Annotated in this window: 22 protein-coding genes and 1 tRNA gene; 11 read left to right on the top strand and 12 right to left on the bottom strand. The window is 55.7% G+C overall.

From position 1 onward, the window contains the following. Positions 1-423: 423 nt before the first annotated feature. The 3 genes from VGA14_RS04260 to VGA14_RS04250 are packed head-to-tail and all read left to right on the top strand — an operon-like array spanning position 424 to position 1,900. On the top strand, positions 424-591 hold the full coding sequence (locus VGA14_RS04260) for a hypothetical protein (protein ID WP_331002507.1): 168 nt from the start codon (positions 424-426) through the stop codon (positions 589-591). Between the two features lie 33 nt (positions 592-624). Next, on the top strand, positions 625-1,719 hold the full coding sequence (locus tag VGA14_RS04255; RefSeq protein ID WP_331002506.1) for a hypothetical protein: 1,095 nt from the start codon (positions 625-627) through the stop codon (positions 1,717-1,719). Continuing rightward, on the top strand, positions 1,664-1,900 hold the full coding sequence (locus VGA14_RS04250; protein ID WP_331002505.1) for a hypothetical protein: 237 nt from the start codon (positions 1,664-1,666) through the stop codon (positions 1,898-1,900). The genes VGA14_RS04255 and VGA14_RS04250 overlap by 56 nt, the downstream gene beginning before the upstream one ends. On the opposite strand, the gene VGA14_RS04245 is transcribed toward VGA14_RS04250, so the two are convergent. Beyond that, complete coding sequence (locus VGA14_RS04245) at positions 1,893-2,141, bottom strand: hypothetical protein (protein ID WP_331002504.1); 249 nt, start codon at positions 2,139-2,141, stop codon at positions 1,893-1,895. The genes VGA14_RS04250 and VGA14_RS04245 overlap by 8 nt on opposite strands. A gap of 85 nt (positions 2,142-2,226) precedes the next feature. On the opposite strand from VGA14_RS04245, the gene VGA14_RS04240 reads away from it, so the two are divergent. Beyond that, on the top strand, positions 2,227-2,520 hold the full coding sequence (locus VGA14_RS04240) for a hypothetical protein (RefSeq protein ID WP_331002503.1): 294 nt from the start codon (positions 2,227-2,229) through the stop codon (positions 2,518-2,520). 3 nt (positions 2,521-2,523) lie between these two features. Here the strand turns inward: VGA14_RS04240 and VGA14_RS04235 are convergent, their stop codons facing one another. Then, positions 2,524-2,661 carry a hypothetical protein gene (locus tag VGA14_RS04235; RefSeq protein ID WP_331002502.1) on the bottom strand — a complete coding sequence of 46 codons (138 nt, stop codon included), beginning with the start codon at positions 2,659-2,661 and terminating at the stop codon, positions 2,524-2,526. Between the two features lie 82 nt (positions 2,662-2,743). Here VGA14_RS04235 and VGA14_RS04230 point away from each other — a divergent pair, with 82 nt between their 5' ends. Both VGA14_RS04230 and VGA14_RS04225 read left to right on the top strand, forming a co-directional pair. Further along, positions 2,744-3,670, top strand: coding sequence for an EF-Tu/IF-2/RF-3 family GTPase (locus tag VGA14_RS04230; protein WP_331002501.1), 927 nt, complete (start codon positions 2,744-2,746; stop codon positions 3,668-3,670). A gap of 16 nt (positions 3,671-3,686) precedes the next feature. Further along, the gene (locus VGA14_RS04225; RefSeq protein ID WP_331002500.1) at positions 3,687-4,280 is read left to right on the top strand and encodes a DUF99 family protein; all 594 of its coding nucleotides are present in this window, start codon (positions 3,687-3,689) and stop codon (positions 4,278-4,280) included. Positions 4,281-4,282: 2 nt separating this feature from the next. Here the strand turns inward: VGA14_RS04225 and VGA14_RS04220 are convergent, their stop codons facing one another. After that, a complete protein-coding gene (locus VGA14_RS04220) occupies positions 4,283-4,405 on the bottom strand; it encodes a hypothetical protein (RefSeq protein WP_331002499.1) in 123 nt (40 codons plus the stop codon). Between the two features lie 114 nt (positions 4,406-4,519). Here VGA14_RS04220 and VGA14_RS04215 point away from each other — a divergent pair. Both VGA14_RS04215 and VGA14_RS04210 read left to right on the top strand, forming a co-directional pair. Beyond that, positions 4,520-4,605, top strand: a tRNA-Cys gene (locus tag VGA14_RS04215). 46 nt (positions 4,606-4,651) lie between these two features. Next, on the top strand, positions 4,652-5,092 hold the full coding sequence (locus tag VGA14_RS04210) for an SRPBCC family protein (RefSeq protein WP_331002498.1): 441 nt from the start codon (positions 4,652-4,654) through the stop codon (positions 5,090-5,092). Here the strand turns inward: VGA14_RS04210 and VGA14_RS04205 are convergent. Genes VGA14_RS04205 through VGA14_RS04195 form a run of 3 tightly spaced genes read right to left on the bottom strand, consistent with a single transcriptional unit; the run spans position 5,085 to position 6,865 of the window. Then, positions 5,085-6,170: an NAD(P)-dependent glycerol-1-phosphate dehydrogenase gene (locus VGA14_RS04205; RefSeq protein WP_414690221.1), complete on the bottom strand. Its 1,086-nt coding sequence runs from the start codon at positions 6,168-6,170 to the stop codon at positions 5,085-5,087. The two genes, VGA14_RS04210 and VGA14_RS04205, sit on opposite strands and share 8 nt — an antisense overlap. Next, positions 6,160-6,468, bottom strand: coding sequence for a TRAM domain-containing protein (locus tag VGA14_RS04200; protein ID WP_331002496.1), 309 nt, complete (start codon positions 6,466-6,468; stop codon positions 6,160-6,162). The genes VGA14_RS04205 and VGA14_RS04200 overlap by 11 nt, the downstream gene beginning before the upstream one ends. A 34-nt stretch (positions 6,469-6,502) precedes the next feature. After that, positions 6,503-6,865, bottom strand: coding sequence for a PKD domain-containing protein (locus VGA14_RS04195; protein ID WP_331002495.1), 363 nt, complete (start codon positions 6,863-6,865; stop codon positions 6,503-6,505). 182 nt (positions 6,866-7,047) lie between these two features. Here VGA14_RS04195 and VGA14_RS04190 point away from each other — a divergent pair, with 182 nt between their 5' ends. Then, positions 7,048-8,889 (top strand): beta-CASP ribonuclease aCPSF1, encoded by a 1,842-nt coding sequence (locus VGA14_RS04190; protein ID WP_331002494.1) that lies wholly within the window; start codon positions 7,048-7,050, stop codon positions 8,887-8,889. On the opposite strand, the gene sepF is transcribed toward VGA14_RS04190, so the two are convergent. The 4 genes from sepF to VGA14_RS04170 form a co-directional block, all read right to left on the bottom strand. Next, positions 8,881-9,174 (bottom strand): cell division protein SepF, encoded by a 294-nt coding sequence (gene sepF / locus VGA14_RS04185; protein WP_331002493.1) that lies wholly within the window; start codon positions 9,172-9,174, stop codon positions 8,881-8,883. The two genes, VGA14_RS04190 and sepF, sit on opposite strands and share 9 nt — an antisense overlap. A gap of 111 nt (positions 9,175-9,285) precedes the next feature. Then, positions 9,286-10,314 (bottom strand): hypothetical protein, encoded by a 1,029-nt coding sequence (locus tag VGA14_RS04180; protein WP_331002492.1) that lies wholly within the window; start codon positions 10,312-10,314, stop codon positions 9,286-9,288. Between the two features lie 143 nt (positions 10,315-10,457). After that, positions 10,458-12,092 carry a phenylalanine--tRNA ligase subunit beta gene (gene pheT, locus VGA14_RS04175; protein WP_331002491.1) on the bottom strand — a complete coding sequence of 545 codons (1,635 nt, stop codon included), beginning with the start codon at positions 12,090-12,092 and terminating at the stop codon, positions 10,458-10,460. Beyond that, the gene (locus VGA14_RS04170) at positions 12,080-13,564 is read right to left on the bottom strand and encodes a phenylalanine--tRNA ligase subunit alpha (RefSeq protein ID WP_331002490.1); all 1,485 of its coding nucleotides are present in this window, start codon (positions 13,562-13,564) and stop codon (positions 12,080-12,082) included. Before VGA14_RS04170 ends, pheT begins: the two co-directional genes overlap by 13 nt. 57 nt (positions 13,565-13,621) lie before the next feature. On the opposite strand from VGA14_RS04170, the gene VGA14_RS04165 reads away from it, so the two are divergent. Both VGA14_RS04165 and VGA14_RS04160 read left to right on the top strand, forming a co-directional pair. Next, complete coding sequence (locus VGA14_RS04165; protein ID WP_331002489.1) at positions 13,622-14,779, top strand: tryptophan--tRNA ligase; 1,158 nt, start codon at positions 13,622-13,624, stop codon at positions 14,777-14,779. Next, on the top strand, positions 14,776-15,060 hold the full coding sequence (locus VGA14_RS04160; RefSeq protein ID WP_331002488.1) for a hypothetical protein: 285 nt from the start codon (positions 14,776-14,778) through the stop codon (positions 15,058-15,060). Before VGA14_RS04165 ends, VGA14_RS04160 begins: the two co-directional genes overlap by 4 nt. Here the strand turns inward: VGA14_RS04160 and VGA14_RS04155 are convergent. Together VGA14_RS04155 and VGA14_RS04150 are read right to left on the bottom strand one after the other, a co-directional pair. Continuing rightward, on the bottom strand, positions 15,057-15,407 hold the full coding sequence (locus tag VGA14_RS04155) for a hypothetical protein (RefSeq protein ID WP_331002487.1): 351 nt from the start codon (positions 15,405-15,407) through the stop codon (positions 15,057-15,059). The two genes, VGA14_RS04160 and VGA14_RS04155, sit on opposite strands and share 4 nt — an antisense overlap. Positions 15,408-15,435: 28 nt before the next feature. Continuing rightward, the gene (locus tag VGA14_RS04150; protein WP_331002486.1) at positions 15,436-15,933 is read right to left on the bottom strand and encodes a pantetheine-phosphate adenylyltransferase; all 498 of its coding nucleotides are present in this window, start codon (positions 15,931-15,933) and stop codon (positions 15,436-15,438) included. Positions 15,934-16,115 lie beyond the last annotated feature (182 nt).

Below are 16,115 nucleotides of genomic sequence, written 5' to 3'. Positions count from 1 at the left end.
AGGTATGAAGCTCAGCGATATCATGATCGTAATGAACGTAATCAAACTCCCAGCTATAATTTTGTAAGTCATTTTGATACCACTGCATATTCTTAATGACGGCTAAGAATTTAAACATGGCCTAAAGATAGTAATGAAGTACCAAGAAATAGCAAAGACGGTGTCATGGAAGAATAACCTCGCCCGCCGGGGACAAGCCGGCAAGGCAGGAGTGTACTGAAAGAAGGTAAGCAGGGATATCCGGAATGAAACATAAAAAACTTACTTTCATGCAGCAGCGCGGTTTCTCCCGCCGCACCTAGTTCCAAGATTTGCCGCCGCGCTGCATTGGATTGAAAATATTACAAGATTTGCATGGAAATATACTGTCCCTGCCACCTTATTCCTGAAAGTAAATATCCTGCATGCAGGCAACGGTGAGCCATGAAGACGCTCACGCTTGACGACCAGACCTACCAGCGCCTATCCTCTGTAATGGGCGACATGATGCACGCCAAGGGGCACGACGTGGACTATGGCGACGTGATAAACGAGCTGATAAACGTATACCAGGATAGCATGGCGTTTTCCGGCGAGAACGCGGGCGGCTAGAGGCTTAAATTGCCGAAACTCCTATCCGCGAACATGCATGTGGCTGCATGGCCCGTACTGTTCGCGCTTCTCATCGCATTCCCCTCTGCCTACGCCGATAACGGCGACATAGAGATCCAGTATTCCGACTATACGTTCGTGGACGCCGATGGCATGACGAACGTCATCGGCGTCGTGAACAACAAGGGCCTTGCTCCTATTAGCGTGGTCATGGCCCTTGACGTTTCGGACGGTAGCACGACAACCACGCTGCAGGAAGATCCTTACGGCCGGGTGATGTTCCCGGAAAAGGGAGCGCCGTTCAAGTTCCGCGTGGCCCCTGACCTGCAGGTCGTGGACAGGCCTTACGTCGCAAGCGTAGAGCAGGTCTACCAGCCGTTCTACGATGCGCTTATATTCGATTACTCTAACATGGCAGCGGGAGACGAGAAGATGCTCGTGGGCAGGGTGACGAACACCGGCCCGTTTCCGTTCTACAACGTGACGGTCTTTGCATCGGCGCACGACGAGGACATGATCCAGCTGGACTCGTCTAGGAGCAACGTGATACCTGTCATCGAGCCGGGCCAAGTCGCAGAATTTGCAGCGATGCCCGATGACGCCGTCAGAGACCAAGTGATGTACTACAGCTGCGCCGGCTTTGACCCCGACGCGCCTATACCCACGATACCGACTGGCGACGGCAAGTTCATCGCCTACAACATGCAGACTGTGTCAAAGGTGAGCCGCCTACGCTACGACAACTCTACTGACAGCCTGTCGTTTGGCGTAACGCCATACAACCCTGCAGGCACGCTCCTCGCCCTCAAGTTTGCCCAGGTGAACCAGAACCAGACCATAGCCGTGCTGCTGGACGCGCAGCTCTACAATGCGTCGATAGCGATGGACGGCAGGACGGTCTCGGTGGACATGTTCGTGCCTCCAGGCGACCACGAGGTGCAGGTCCAGGGCGTAAGGGCCTTACCCGAGTTCCCACTTGCCGCATTGGGGCTTGCGGCCATGACTGCCACCGGGATAGCCGCTGCAAGGTTCAAGGCAGCATTTAAAATCCCCTTACTCTGCAAGGCATCCCGTGCACTTTGCCAAGGTAGAGAAGGGGCCGCAGGGAGTAAGCCTAGAGCTGTATGACAACAACATGAACGTGCTCGAGTCAGAGTCGTTTGCAGACCTGTACACGCTGAATTTTCACCTGCAGACCCTCGCAAGCAAGCACCTGATACAGGAGGCTTTGATGGTAATCCACGACAGGGAATCCGGCAAGGTCGACCTCTCGCTTGCCCGGGGAGAGAACTCGTTTTTCGTCAGCTAGTCCTGTAGTTGCGCTGGGCGATTGCGACCTTCATCGTGGTGTGGCAGACGGGGCACTCGGCCCAGCTGTGGCCTCCAAAGTACTGCCAGGTTTGGCCACATTTGTCGTAGGTGCACGTGAGCCACTTGCCCTTGGGCACCTTTGCCCAGTCATTCTGCATTGGCTTTCTGGCCCGGCGGGCTGCCCTTGGAAATCTTTTGCCACCGTAGGCCGGCATGAACGCATCTTGGCCCTGCCGCAATTTAAATACCACGCATCAAGGTCCGTTTCCGCTCTTGAGAATGTTAACCACAAAGCTTTTCTAGCCTGCTTTTCGTTTCTACCCGTTGGCCAAGCGCCAGTTCACGATTGACACCGGCAAGGAACAGATACCGGTAGAAGGCCACGTGCACAGAAATGTCGCCGTGAAGTACCTGATGAAGCGCCGCCGCTCCGTTTTGATGACCAAAAACCCGGAAAAAGTGGAAAAGCTGTTCACCGACCTGCCCACTACGATAAAGATAATCGGCAAGCAAGTCACGAAGGAATACAATATCGCCTGGCAGCGGGAGGGCACAGAAGACACGTACGCCGGCTCGCGCTTTGTGTTTACTATGGACGAAGTGGACGGCCAAGCATAAGCGCTAGAGCTCGTCCATCCCAAACGAGTGGTAGCACTGGTTGCACTTGAACTTCTCTCTGCCCGGGTTTCCGCTTACCACCTCAAGCTCGCTCTTGGTCTTGCACTTGGGGCACTTGCCGTATATGGTCTTCCTTGGCACAGGCGCTTAGCGGCTTGGGTCCAATAAAAATCAGGCTGCATCGCGGTAAACCATTATACCGGCTGGCCTTCCAGCTGGTGCGTTGAACAGCGTCAATTTTGTCGTGCTGGGCGACCACACCATAGCGGGCGAGCTTGGCAAGAAGGGCACCGCGACTGACATTGCAATCTATGACCGCAAGACTGCAGAAACCGTATACACGTGGACCGCCCCTCTGACATTCCCAGACAAGGTACAGCCACTTTTGCAGGCAGTCGGCATAGCCGAGTACGCCATTTTGAACGTCGCAAAGCTGGACAAATTCCTGGGCGAGCAGATACTTGCCCTTGACTACGCCGGCATGAAAGACGGCTTCATTTTACACTCGTACGAGGTTGACCGCGAGAAACTAAAGGGCCTGCTAAAGAACACGTCGCTTGCAAATTACAAATTCCTTGACAGTGTCGACGAGCTGAAGCAGCAAGTCGCCAACGTACAGCCAAAGCCCCGCGCCGGCCCGGTAGTGATACCTATCGACCACGCGTTTGACGTCAAGGGTGTCGGTACAGTCGTCCTGGGCGTGGTAAAGCAGGGCACGGTCAAGCCCTACGACGAACTGACAATCCTCCCGCAGAACAAGGGTGTGCTTGTAAAGTCGATACAGATGCACGACGACCCGGCGGAAAGCTCGTCAAGCCCTGCAAGGGTTGGACTTGCGATAAAGGGCGTCTCTGCCGCCGACATCTCGCGGGGCGACATCATCTGCGCGCAGGAAGCCATGCAGGTCTCTTCAGGCTCGCTGAAGTCGAAATTTGAGAAGAGCCCGTTCTTCAAGGGCGACCTTGCAGAGAACCAGATGTACATGCTTGCAGTCGGCCTGCAGATAAGGCCAGTCCGGATAAAGCAGGCAGGCGACGTGCTGGAAATGACGCCGGAAAAACCGCTGGCCTACGCGCTTGGGCAGGCCTGCGTTCTGTTAAAGCCTGACAGCCCGAGCACTCGGATAATAGGCAAGGGCATCATCCAATAACGCTTATCAAAACGTAATGCCAACGATCATCATCCAGCGGCGCGTTCATTCTGAAAAAAAGGGGGTGCGGGTTTTTGCGGTAGCCGAGAGCTTCAAAAAGGGCGCGGTAGAGTCAGTGCTTGCCGGCGTGGTCATGCGCCGCGACCTTGTCGTAGACGGCATGGCATTTGGCACCGCGACAATAGGGGGCGACGACGCGACTGAGAGCATAGTGTCGATGTACGTGTCGCTGGGGCGCGACGACGTGAACTGCATAGTGCTCGACGGGCTGGTGATAAGCATGTACAACATCATCGATGGCGAGAAAGTGTCTGCAAGAACCGGCTTGCCGGTAATCGCAGTCACGTTTGAGGACTCGCCGGGGCTGGACAGGGCTATAAAGCACCACTTTCCCGACAGCTGGCAAGGCAAGCTGGCGCAGTACGAAAAACTCGGGAGCAGGGAGCGTGTGGTGGTGAAGACGGGAAAGCATCTTTACATACGCTGCTGGGGCTTGACTCAAAAGCGCGCCGTCTCGGTGCTCAACGCGTTTACGCTGCAAGGCGCGCTACCGGAGCCGGTCCGGGTCGCAAAACTGGCGGCGCGCTCGGCGCTTTCCCTGGCGTTTTGAATCTAATAGTCAGAATGGACCTCCTCTACATGCTTTTGCCTTTCCTTTTCCGTCTTGAAGTACGCGCCGCAAAACGTGCACTTGAATTTCAGTGGGTGCGAGTTGTCCCAGCCTGAACTGGACATGGGCGTTGATAAACGGAGTCGTTATTTAAGTTTCAAAGCGTCTCATGTCTGCTCTGGGCTAGGCGCGCTCTGTCAAGAATGTATAAATTAGAATCGCCAAGAATGATCGACAGCGGTGGGGTGGCAGAGCGGCCATGCGTTCGCCTGCAGTTGCGTAAGCAGTGAGCGGATTTATAGGGGTTCGAATCCCCTCCCCACCTTTGATTTTACAAACACCTAAAACTGCCTGAATGCTTGTTGCAGCCATTGAAAAAGTTCTCGCATTCTTTTGTGGTCCCGGCAGACATTGACAAAGTGTGGAACTTTTACACCGACATCGGCCACCTAGAAGTCATCACTCCTCCGCAAATGCGTCTGAAGGTGCTGACGTCCAGCACGGGCAGCAAGATCCATGAGGGGGGTGAAGCGTGGATAGAGGGAAACCTCGTGATAAAAAGCGCGTGGCACTCCAAGATAACGTCAATGAAGCCTTACGTGTACGTCGACGAGATGCTTGAGGGTCGGTTCAAGACATGGAAGCACACCCATGCATTCAGGCAGGCCGAAGGCGGAACGGAAGTCATTGACGAAATACTGTTCGAGCTGCGTTATGGACTGCTTGGCAGGATGTTTGAAGGCTACGCTTACAAGCAGCTTGAAAAAATATTTGCTCACCGAAAATCCTCGACAATCGCGGCGCTCAGATGACGCCGACTGACTTTGCAAGCGCCCTTGCAGACTCTTTGTCAAGCCTGACCTTGCTCAGTATCGTGTAGCGGTCCGGCCTGAGAGACTGCGCCTTGACAAGCGCCTGCACCACGTCCTTTTCCGTCAACCCAATCTGCCTTGCTTTGGTGGGCGCGCTCATGTTCTCAAGCGTATGTCGGACCTTTTCCCAGTCAAGCCCATGCAACTTGGCCATCATTATGGTGCCAAGACCGACGCGCTCGCCGTGCAACCCGCAATCAGAGCCTGCGACGTATTCGAGCGCGTGGCTGAAAAGGTGCTCCGCGCCAGAGCACGGCCGGCTGCTGCCTGCGATGCAGGAAGCGACGCCGGCGCTTATCAATGCTTCAACAATAGTCCTTACGCTGAACTTGTCCTTGCGTTTTAGCTTCTCCGACTCGTCTAGTATTATCTTGGCCGACATGTATGCAAGGTTTGCTGCATACGACCCAAAGTACTCGCCCACCTCGTCGCGGGCAAGCTCCCAGTCCTTGACCGCGGTTATCTTGGCCACCAAGTCTCCACAGCCGCTTGCCAAAAGCCTCGGCGGCGCCTGCGACATCAGATGCGTGTCGGCAAGGACGCCAATCGGCGTGTTTGCCTTGATGGAGTGTGGCTTGTCAGTACCCCTCACGGAAACAAAGGGGCTGGAAATGCCGTCGTGAGAAGCGGATGTGGGCACGCTCAGAAATGGCTTTGCGAGGCTGAAAGCAGTCATTTTTGCGACGTCTACAGAGCGGCCGCCGCCAAAGCCCACGACAAAGTCCGGGTCGTCCTTCTTTATCTTGTCGTGCAGTTTTTCCACGGTAGCCATCGACGCGTCGCTCACTAGGTGCCACTTGCTTGCAATCGACCACTTGTCAAGCGACGTTTCGCATTTTTTGCCCGCCCTCTTTTTCACTATTGCGCCGGTGATTACTGCAACGTCCGTCGCGCCGGCGCCAAGCGACATCAATAGCGCTCCGACATCGGACACTACGCCGTCGCCTATCATTATCTTTCTGGGCAGTTCCATGAGGTGCGGGGGTGGAGAGACCATCTTGAGACTCCTACTCGTCAACGTCACCCGATGTCTCCGCCTCGCCTTCAAGCGACCCGATGCCGCTTTTGCCTATAACGTGTGCCGCCGCAAAACCACTGCCGACCTTCGTTATCTTTATCCTCGGCGAGTCGCCCATCTTCGCGCCCGACACAAAAACCACGAGCCCTTGGATTCTTGCAACGCCGCTATCGCCCCTCCTGCTCATCGACTCTATCATGACGTCGTACTCCTCTCCGACCTTGACAGGAGCAAGCTTGAACGGCCGGGGGCCGCCAAATCTCTTCGAGCCCCTTGCGCCGGAACCTATGTCTTCCAAACCAACACCCAGTATAGCTGGTTGATATTTCAACTTACTGGGCCGGCGAGACTTCTATCGTGAACGAATGGTGCCCCGACTGCCCGCTGCCGTCGTTTATTGAAACCGTGACCTCGTACGTGCCCGGAGACGGGAATATGTGAGTTGCGTTCATCGAGCGCACAATAGAGCCGTCAGGGAACGCCCATTCAAACTGGTACGGCAGCTTGCCGCCTCTGGCAAGCCCTCTGAAAGATCCTTCCTCGCCTACCGCCAACTCGTGCTGTACTTGTCCTCCTGTCAACAGCTGTGGCACGCTCTCCTTGGGCGGGAAAAAGATGTCGGGCATGTATGCCACTACTAGCACGGCCGCTACTGCTGCACCAACCGCGGCTATCCATATCGCCGACTTTGCCATGGTACGTAAAGCCGGCCTTCTATTTATAAAAATAACCCGCCACAGTAATTATACAAATATTTAATACCGGCTCCGGCTAACTTACCCGTGACTTCACATCTACGTTATAGTGTGACGCCGCTACCAGTGATTGAATATTGCAGCGTAAACCTCCGTACCAAGAACCTGCAAGCCAGAACATAATGGCAGTGATACTCCAGAGTCTGCCGGAGGAGGCAGCGCTGACAAAGATAGAGTACGAAGGCCCCAAGATTGCGCTCTACTCCAAAAACCCCTCCTACCTGATGCAGAACAGCCAGCTCGTATCTAACATGGTCAACACGATAAAGAAGCGTATCGTCGTGAGGACGGATGAGTCGATACGCAAGCCGCAGGAGGAGTCTGCCGAGATTATTTCAAAATCGATACCTGCCGAGGCCGGAGTCGCGGGCACGTTCTTTGACCCAGTGCTTGGCGAGGCGGTAGTATTTGCGAAAAAGCCCTCGCTGCTTGCCCAGACCGGCGAGGAATTTGACAACATTGACCTTGCAGAAAAGACAGGCTGGCGCGTCAAGGTGCGCAGGGCCCCACGGAGCATGGAGTTTGTGAAGTACGCCCACCGCGTGCTTGGCGAGACCGTTGCAGAGCGCACGCGCTTTTACCGCGAAGTGGGCGACAAGATATTCCGCAACAGGCTCGGGGACTCGGCGGAGGCGAGCCTGATGACGCTTGGCGGGTTTGCCGAGGTGGGGCGCTCGTGCATGCTCCTGGCGACGCCGGAAAGCAAAGTCCTGCTTGACTGCGGCATAAACGAGACTGCAAAAGACTCCCTCCTGGCGTTCCCGCGCCTCGACGTTGCAGGCGTCGGCATGGACGAGGTGGACGCAGTCATGATAACACACGCGCACATGGACCACGCAGGGTTCCTGCCGACGCTCTTCAAGTACGGCTATGCCGGCCCGGTGTACTGCACCGAGCCTACAATGATGCTGATGGGGATACTGCAGCGCGACTATGTAAAGCGCACCACAAACGCGGTTTATTCTGAAAGGGACGTCGAGCAGGCGCTCGTACACACCATCCCGCTGACGCACGGCGTCGTGACTGACATATCGCCGGACGTAAAGCTGGTGCTATCAAACTCGGGTCACATACTCGGCTCTGCTTCAGCGCACCTGCACATCGGAAACGGCGGCCACAACCTCGTCTACACGGGCGACTTGAAGTTCGGCAAGACCCTCTCGCTTGACAACGCCTCCTGGAACTTTCCCAGGGTCGAGACCATGATAATAGAGAGCACGTTTGGAGGCAAGGAGGACATCTCCTGCCCGCGGGAGGAGGCCGAGGCCCACCTTGCCCGCGCTATCATGTCCGCGGTGCACACGGGCGGCCGCGTGCTTTTGCCTGTGCCTGCCGCAGGTATTTCGCAAGAGTTGTTGTTAGTGCTTGACACTATGAGCCGGTCCGGCAGGATACCGCCGTCAAGAATAATGGTAGAAAAGATAATCTCCGAAGCGACTGCCGTCTATGAAACATATGTCGAGTTTTTGTCAAGGGAGCTCAGGCCGCGCATGGGCGAGTCGGAAGAAAGTCCCTTTGGCGCCAAGTTTGAAGTTGTCGAATTTGCCGAGATAAAGCAGGGCGAGCCGGCAGTCATACTTGCGCCCTCGTCGATGCTCGCTAGCGGGCCTTCCATGCGCTATTTCAAACAGCTGGCAGGCGACCCAACAAGCAAGGTGATACTGACATCGTACCAGGCTTTGGAAACTCCCGGCAGAATGCTGCAGGACGGAGCAACGCAGGTGACCGTGGACGGCGAGTCTGTAGGTGTGCGCTGTCACGTCGAGCGCATCGACGGGTTTGCAAGCCACAGCGACTACAACCAGCTGATGGCCTACGTCAGCCGGCTCCGGCCCAAACTGCGCAGGGTTCTTGTCAACCACGGCGAGCGGCCAAAGGCACAGAACCTGGCAAGCTCGATAAACAAGATATTCAAGATACAGACGCAGCACCCTCTGGTGCAAGAAGCCGTAAAGCTACTTTAGGTCGTACGCGCCCCGCCAGACCTTGACGCCCGGAGGCGTCAGGACGATTCTTTCCTCGCCAAGGCGCGCAATGTCGCCGCCTATCGCCTGCGCGTAAGCATAAAGGTCCTCGACAACTTTGCGCAGCTCCTCGACATCCTTTTGCGCAAGCGGCGTGACGCGGAGGATGACGATCATGTGCTTCTTTATGTCCTCCTTGATGGCGGTGATGTCACTCACGTCCCGTAGTGTTAATGCCTTCAAGTAGACAGGCGGCTTGTGGTTAGTAGTCGATCTGTCCGTCATCTGTTGAGGTGCAGCTTGATTCACAGGTAGCTCTCAATAGTCTAGCTGGTCAATTCTCGTTCACCGGGTAGTCGATTTTAGCTTTAAACCGCCGATCTGCTGTTCCGAGGGCTAAATCCTGATGTTTTCTAGCCAGTCGTTGTTCGCCGGCGACGCGCTGACCACTTTTTCAGCCTCACCGATCCTTATCCTGACTGCCGACTGTGCATCTTTTGGCGCGTCGGAATAGCGCAAAACTATTGACGCTGCCATTGCAATGGCCGCGTCGTCACTTTTCCCGCGCAGAATGCAGCTTGGGCCCACATAGTCTTTGACCTCCAGGAAGACATCAGCATCTTCGATCAGCGCCAGCATCACCTCGTTTTCATCCTTGTTCCTCCCCACCACTAATTTTACGCTCGGCCTCAGCCTGAAGTGCCTTCCAACTTTCAATAATTCAATGTCGTTTATCGACGGGATGTCGGCTGCGTGCTCCATCGCGTCCTCTATACGCTTTGAAAACGCGGGGTCCGTCAACAGACAACCGCCGGCGGCGTTTGGCGGTTCCTGAATTCCAAAGTGCTTTGCCATCGTCAGCTGGCCTTTTCGCGATCTGCCCTTAATGTCGCCCATGTTCTCGCGCTTTATGAGTCCCGACTTTTCGGCGTCGGTCGGCGGGAGGTGCTTTGCCGACAGCGGGCGAAGAACCTTGCCCTCGAGACCCGCCTCATTTTCGATGATGTGTAGCGCGCGGTCGTTCTGGCTCATGGGGCGCTGGAACAACACTTCGCCAGTGATGATGAAATCCGCGCCGGTCTTTTCCATGTGCTCCTTGGCTGCGCCGTACATCATCTGGCGGCAGTCGATGCACGGATTCATCCCCGAGCCGTAGCCGTGCTTGGGGTCCTTCAACATGCGCAGGTATTCCTCGCCAAAATACACCGTCTTGAGCCTGATTCCCAACTCATCTGCTACTTCCTTTACACGGTGGCCGCAGCCCTTGCCGCAATCAAAGTCGCAGAAAGGCGTCTTTATGGCGACAGCCTCGACGTCAACTCCCTGCTCGAGCATCATCCTGACTGCAAGGCTGCTATCAAGGCCGCCTGACAGCAATGCTATTGCCTTTGGCTTTCTCTCCTCTTTCTGGCCGTCCTGCGACATAATTCAGACTTGCGTCATTGTGGATATAAATTTGTGTGCCCCGTTTCTGACTCACACGCGCTCATAGGTTAGCCGTTAGCTCCTCTGCGTGCTCTTTAAACGGGGTGTCTATAGTACGGCTGCTTGGTATTTGTGGCTTTTCCTTACCCGAGCAGGGTGGACAGGTCTAACTCGAACGCCGCCACGGGCACCCTCAGCCGAAAGCTGTCGATTGCAAGGGGCGTCACCTCTCCTATGATGCCTATCCGCTTGTCACGGTGCATTACAGCAGCGCACCTGCCCCTGATAAAGAGCGGGTACTGCGACGCCTTTGTCGTGAGCTGCATTCCAAATGCCGACACGAGCGCCTGCATCGCCGACTTGATCTCCGTGTAGCCGGCCTCGCCGTGCGCGACTACTGCTGCAATGCGCCATGATTCCTCTATAGCACCGGTTTTCCTGAAAACCTTGCCTATCTCGAAGAGCTTTTGCGGGTACTCTTCGTGCACGTTTTTGGCAAGCGACTGCAAGAGCGACGGGACAAGAGAGTCCCTTAATACGTCGTGTTCGGCGCTCTTACTCCCGTCCACTCCAAGCACCACTCCTTCCGGTGTCCTACCAGCAAGCTCGTACTGCACCTGCCTGCTTGAGAGCGAAAAGTTGAACGCCTCTATCATGCCAAGGCCGGCCATCGTGTCCCTTGCAGCGTCAAAATGCGCCGACATGGTCGAGCGTTGGCCGGCAGAAGGCGAAGCCGGGAACGACGGCTCGATGTTGTACAGGCCGTAGCCTATGGCGACTTCCTCTGCAAGGTCAACAGAGTGGGAGATGTCCGTGCGGTAGCGCGGGATTGTACAGGTTATCCTGCTCTTTGCAGCCTTGGCGTCGAGCCTGCATTTTTTCAAACAGGCGATCATCTGCGCCGGCGACAGTTCGAGACCGAGGGTTTCGTTGACGTACCTTGCGTCCACCGACATTTTTGCCGGCTTTATTTCCGGAGTATCGCGCCTGCTGCCGTTGCTGATGGTTACAGACCTTATCTCAAAGCCCGCGTCTGCAAGCGTTATTGCCATGACTGCAAGCACGTCGTCTGCCGCCTTTTTGTCAGTTGCAGTCACCTCGACAAACAAGTTCCTGCATTTTGCATCGACCTTGGTCGCCTCGCCGTTGATGATTGGCGGGAAGGAAAGCGTCGTCCCCCTGCCGTCGATTATCACAGGGTACTTGCCCTTTGCAAGCAGGTGGCCGTATTCCCGGCCGGTTTGCGTTTCTTGCAGGATCTGCACTACAGTCATCTTTTCGTTGCTGCCAAGCGGCGCAAACGAATGGCTGCCTGCAACCACCGTGTATTTCACTGGCGGCTTGACGACATTGAGGTTGTGGATGCCAATCGATGCCTTTTTCCTGCGCCTGCCCGGCCCGTTGTGCAGGTCTTCCTGCATGGGTATTATCTGCTTTATCGCTTCGTCGTCTAGCCTGCCGTTTTTGGCGACAAGCGCCACCACAAACGGCCTGATGTTTTTAACCCTCCTGTCAACCCTGATAGAAATGCCGCTCTTGCCGGCTATTCTGAATTTTGGCGCGCCCGTCTTCTTGCCAAGCAGCCCTGCAAGCGCCCTTGCGATGCCATAATCGGATGAGAAGTCCGGCCTGTTCGGGTTGTACTCGACCCTGACAACGCCGTCGTCGACGCTCTCTATGTCAAGGCCAACAAACGGCAGCATCTCCAAAGCCTTGTCAACCCTGACGCCGGGCACGAGTTTTTTGAGCCTCTCAAGCGTCACGTTTACAACTGGCATCTTGGCACGCTCCTGAGCCACGATAATTTGTTGCCGTAAAGGTCCCGAACGTCGTCAAGTCCAAAGCGAAGCATCGCGATGCGCTCGAGGCCTCCGCCCCACGCAAGCACCGGGTTTTTGATGCCAAGCGGTTTTGTTACTTCTGGGCGGAATATGCCCATGCCGAACAGCTCGACCCACTTTTCCAGCTTGTCGTTGTAGACCATGCTCTGAAGCGACGGCTCCGTGTATGGAAAGAACGTCGGCCAGAACTTGACCTTCTTTATCCCCATGCGCGCGTAAAACTCTTTTTGCAGGCCCATCAAGTCGCGCAAAGACGCCCTTGGTGCGGTCGCGACGCCTTCTACCTGGTGGAACTCGACCAGGTGCTTGTAAGAGACCTTTTCGTTGCGGAACACCCTGCCTATAGAGAAGAGCCTCGCGCTCTCGGGGCTTTGCGATGCAAGGTGCTGAAGTGTGACCGGCGTCGTGTGGGTGCGCAGCACCAGGCGCCCTGCCTCTTTGCTGTCCCAGCCACCCCATCCGCCCTTGTGCACTGCAGACACCCTTGCTATCTGCTCTTTGCTTGCCGGGATAGCCTGCCTCTGACCAGAAATGTAGAAGGTGTCCTGCATCTCCCTTGCAGGGTGGTCCTGCGGCGTAAACAGTGCGTCGAAATTCCAGAAGCCCGACTGAACAATCGGCCCGTCAATCTCTGAAAACCCGAGGCCGACAAAGATCTCCTTGATCTCCTCTATGATGTCGACGAGTGGGTGACGCCTCCCAGCAAACACGGCCGGCGCGGGTGCCTCGACGTCAAGCGTACTGAGCTCTACATTTTTCCACCTGCCGGACGTGATGATGTCAGGGCTTAGCCGGCGCTCCTGCGCCTTTTCAGCCTCGATGGTGGGCAGAATAGCCCTGCCCGCGTCGGTTATCGATATGCGCGTTTTCTTTTGCTCGCTTGTAGCGATATAGCCGGGCCTCTTTTTCAAAAGCGCAAGGCCCGCCTTTTCCTGGTCTGTCAGGTGCGACTCGTCCGCGCTTGCTCTCGCAAGCCTTGCTAGCGCGAGTTCCTCCGGCGACTGCGAAGCCTGGGTCGGGGTTATGGTGCCTCCATCTCCAAACTTTATCCACTGGTTGCGCCTGGCGCCTGCTACTGCCGCGTTTACCTCGTCGGTCCTGAGCATGCCGCTTGCAAGCACCTTTGCCATAGTGTCCTTGCCTTCCCTGACGGCCCTGACGAGCCTCCTTTCCGGGAGGCCAAACTGCGCTGCATCCTTGCCTTCCGCGTCAAGCGACACCACAAAAGTGGACGACTCGCTTACTGTTATCAGGCACTTGAACTTTAGCCACTCGACTCCGCGTCGGGCCTGGTCCGCCGACAGCCCTGCGGCTCCGGCAAGCCCCTCCAAAGAAGCCTGCTCTCTCTGTGCCAGCGCCTTTAGAATGGACCTTTCTATCGGGTGGAGCGCCGTGGCGTCGCTACTCATTGTTCAGGGTTGTCAGGTGGGAAGAGTTTTTAAACGTTAGCGCGATGTCTTTGCATCATGTCTTCTCCCGCGGACGAAGGCGCAGAAAAGGGCAACTTTACGGTCACGCCGTGGGAGGTCGAGGGCGACATCGACTACGGCCGCCTCGTGGAAAAGTTTGGCACGCAGCCCATAACGCCGGCGCTCCTGTCAAAAGTGAAGAAGATGACCAGCGAGGTCCATCCGATGCTAAAACTGGGCTACTTTTTTTCCCACCGCGACTTTGACTGGGTGCTTGACAAAAAGGAAAAGGGCGAGGACTTTTACCTCTATACCGGCCGCGGGCCTTCCGGGATGGTCCACATGGGCCACGTCATGCCGTGGATATTCGCAAAGTACTTGCAGGACAAGTTCGGCTCAAACCTGCTTTTCCAGATAACTGACGACGAAAAGTTCCTGTACGGGCAGGACAGGACGCGCGAGGAGACGAAACGATATACGTACGAGAACATACTTGACATAATAGCCATAGGCTTTAACCCCAAAAAAACGAAGATTATAGTTGACACGAAGCACATACAGTACCTGTACCCGCTTGCGACGGAGATTGCCAAGCGCATAACGTTCTCTACTGCCAAGGCCGCGTTTGGCTTTACCAATTCGACTAACATCGGCATGATCGGCTTCCCGCCGGTGCAGGCCGCCCCGTGCTTTCTTCCGTCAGTCATAGAGGGCAGGAACGTCCCCGTGCTAATACCTGCCGCAATCGACCAGGACCCCTACTGGCGCATCACCCGCGACGTCGCCGACAGGATGGGCTACTACAAGCCGGCGCAAATACACAGCAAGTTCCTCCCCGGCCTTGGGATGCTCGGCAAGATGTCGTCGTCAAAACCAGAGACGGCGATATTCACCACAGACGAACCTGAAGTCGTCGAGAAAAAGACGTCCCTTGCCTTCACAGGCGGCCAGCCCACCGTGTCGCTACAGAGGCAGTTAGGCGGCAACCCTACAGGATGTCCTGTGTTCTGGTACCTGCGATACTTTTTCGACACCGAAAAACAGTCGGACGAGCGGCTGCTAAAGTGCCGGAGCGGCAATTTGCTCTGCGGCGAGTGCAAGGCCGACCTGTCGAAGGGAGCAAGCCCGTTCATAGCAGAGTTCAAGAAGAGGCGCGAAAAGGCAAAGGACGTCGTCTCAAAATTCATGTACGACGAGCAGCCGATAGAGCCATGAAGTTCCGGTTTTACTGCGACGGGAGCTACGAGGCCGAGAAACTGGCCGCGCTCGTGTCGGTGCAAAAGGACGGCGCCGTGTATTTGACCGACGTCGCCGCAGTCGTCGACAGCGAAGTCGTGATAAAGCTGAAGGACAAATCGTCGCACGCAGTCGTGATGAAGGATAGGAAAAATGCCGAGCTCCTCGAAGCACTTTTGAAAAACATCGCCGCCGGCAGGACAACCGTGCTTTCAAGCGACTTTGCCGGGACCATGACAGAAATCGTCGTGAAGGACTAACGCAGGTCCTTGTTCATCTCTTCCGTTAGGATCTCCTGCACCTTTCTGAAATAAAGGCCGGTCGAGTAGGGCATCATGGGCATGTATTCTTCAATAGCGTTCATCACGTAGGGCACAGCCCTCTTTGACACGTCCATCTTGAACTTCATCCACAGCACCCTATCTTGCTCAAAGTGCACCTTGTCCTTGAGGTGCTCCGGCACGAGCTCCACTGACTTGTCCTCGATGCGCTTGTACCAGTAGGCCAGTATGTCGGGGTCCATGCCTTCTTTCAGGCCCTTGACTGTGCCGACAATCTTGTTCTCTGCAAATTCTATGGGGGTTTCCGGGAACATTCCGTCAATCACTGCGCGGTGGAAGATAAAATCCCGGTAATCAAAGATTATTGAGCCTGTCTTGCTTTGCTCTTAACAACCGGCCGTCCCTGTCTATCTCACCTGCACGGATTCGAGTCGATGAGATGGGCAGGCCGTCTTCTGCTTTTACCATTTCGACGGCTATTATCTCAGCCGGCGCCAGGCCGCTCCTCTTGCGGATCTCGTTGAGCTTGGAGCCCTTTGCATGCGTCTCGGCGCTGGCAACAAGCGCCCCCACGTCGCCGGTGGTGACTGCCGGCCCAAACTCGCTGTCCAGCTTTGCTATCTGAAATTTCACGTCGCCAAACTCGCCAGCGATGACCCGTTTCAGGTTTTCGACACGCCTATCAAAATCGTGGTTTAGTTTCTTGCCCTTGTGGGCTGCGCCAAACTCGTCGTTTGTGACGCCGATTATGACAGTGTCGCCAACCTCGAACGCCTTGGCTAGGAGCGCGATGTGCCCTGCGTGTATCTCGTCAAATGACCCGCCGGTCGCCACGACGCGGAATCTAGCCAACGCTAGTGTTAACGTGGATTGGAATATTAATGTGGAGGCTAGCTCTTCGTGAATATCTTTACCGCTTGGGGCGGGCAGACGTTCTCGCATGCAATGCAGAATATGCAGTCTTTTTCCCTTACCATGAACGCCTTCTTGTCAGAAGCAGGGTGGCCGGGCGTTTCCAGCCATTCATAGACGTT

The organism is Nitrososphaera sp., from assembly GCF_036397675.1.
In the GTDB taxonomy this organism is placed as follows: Archaea; Thermoproteota; Nitrososphaeria; order Nitrososphaerales; family Nitrososphaeraceae; genus Nitrososphaera.
The sequence above is the reverse complement of the archived record's forward strand: the minus strand, read 5'-3'. Positions and strand labels throughout refer to the sequence as shown.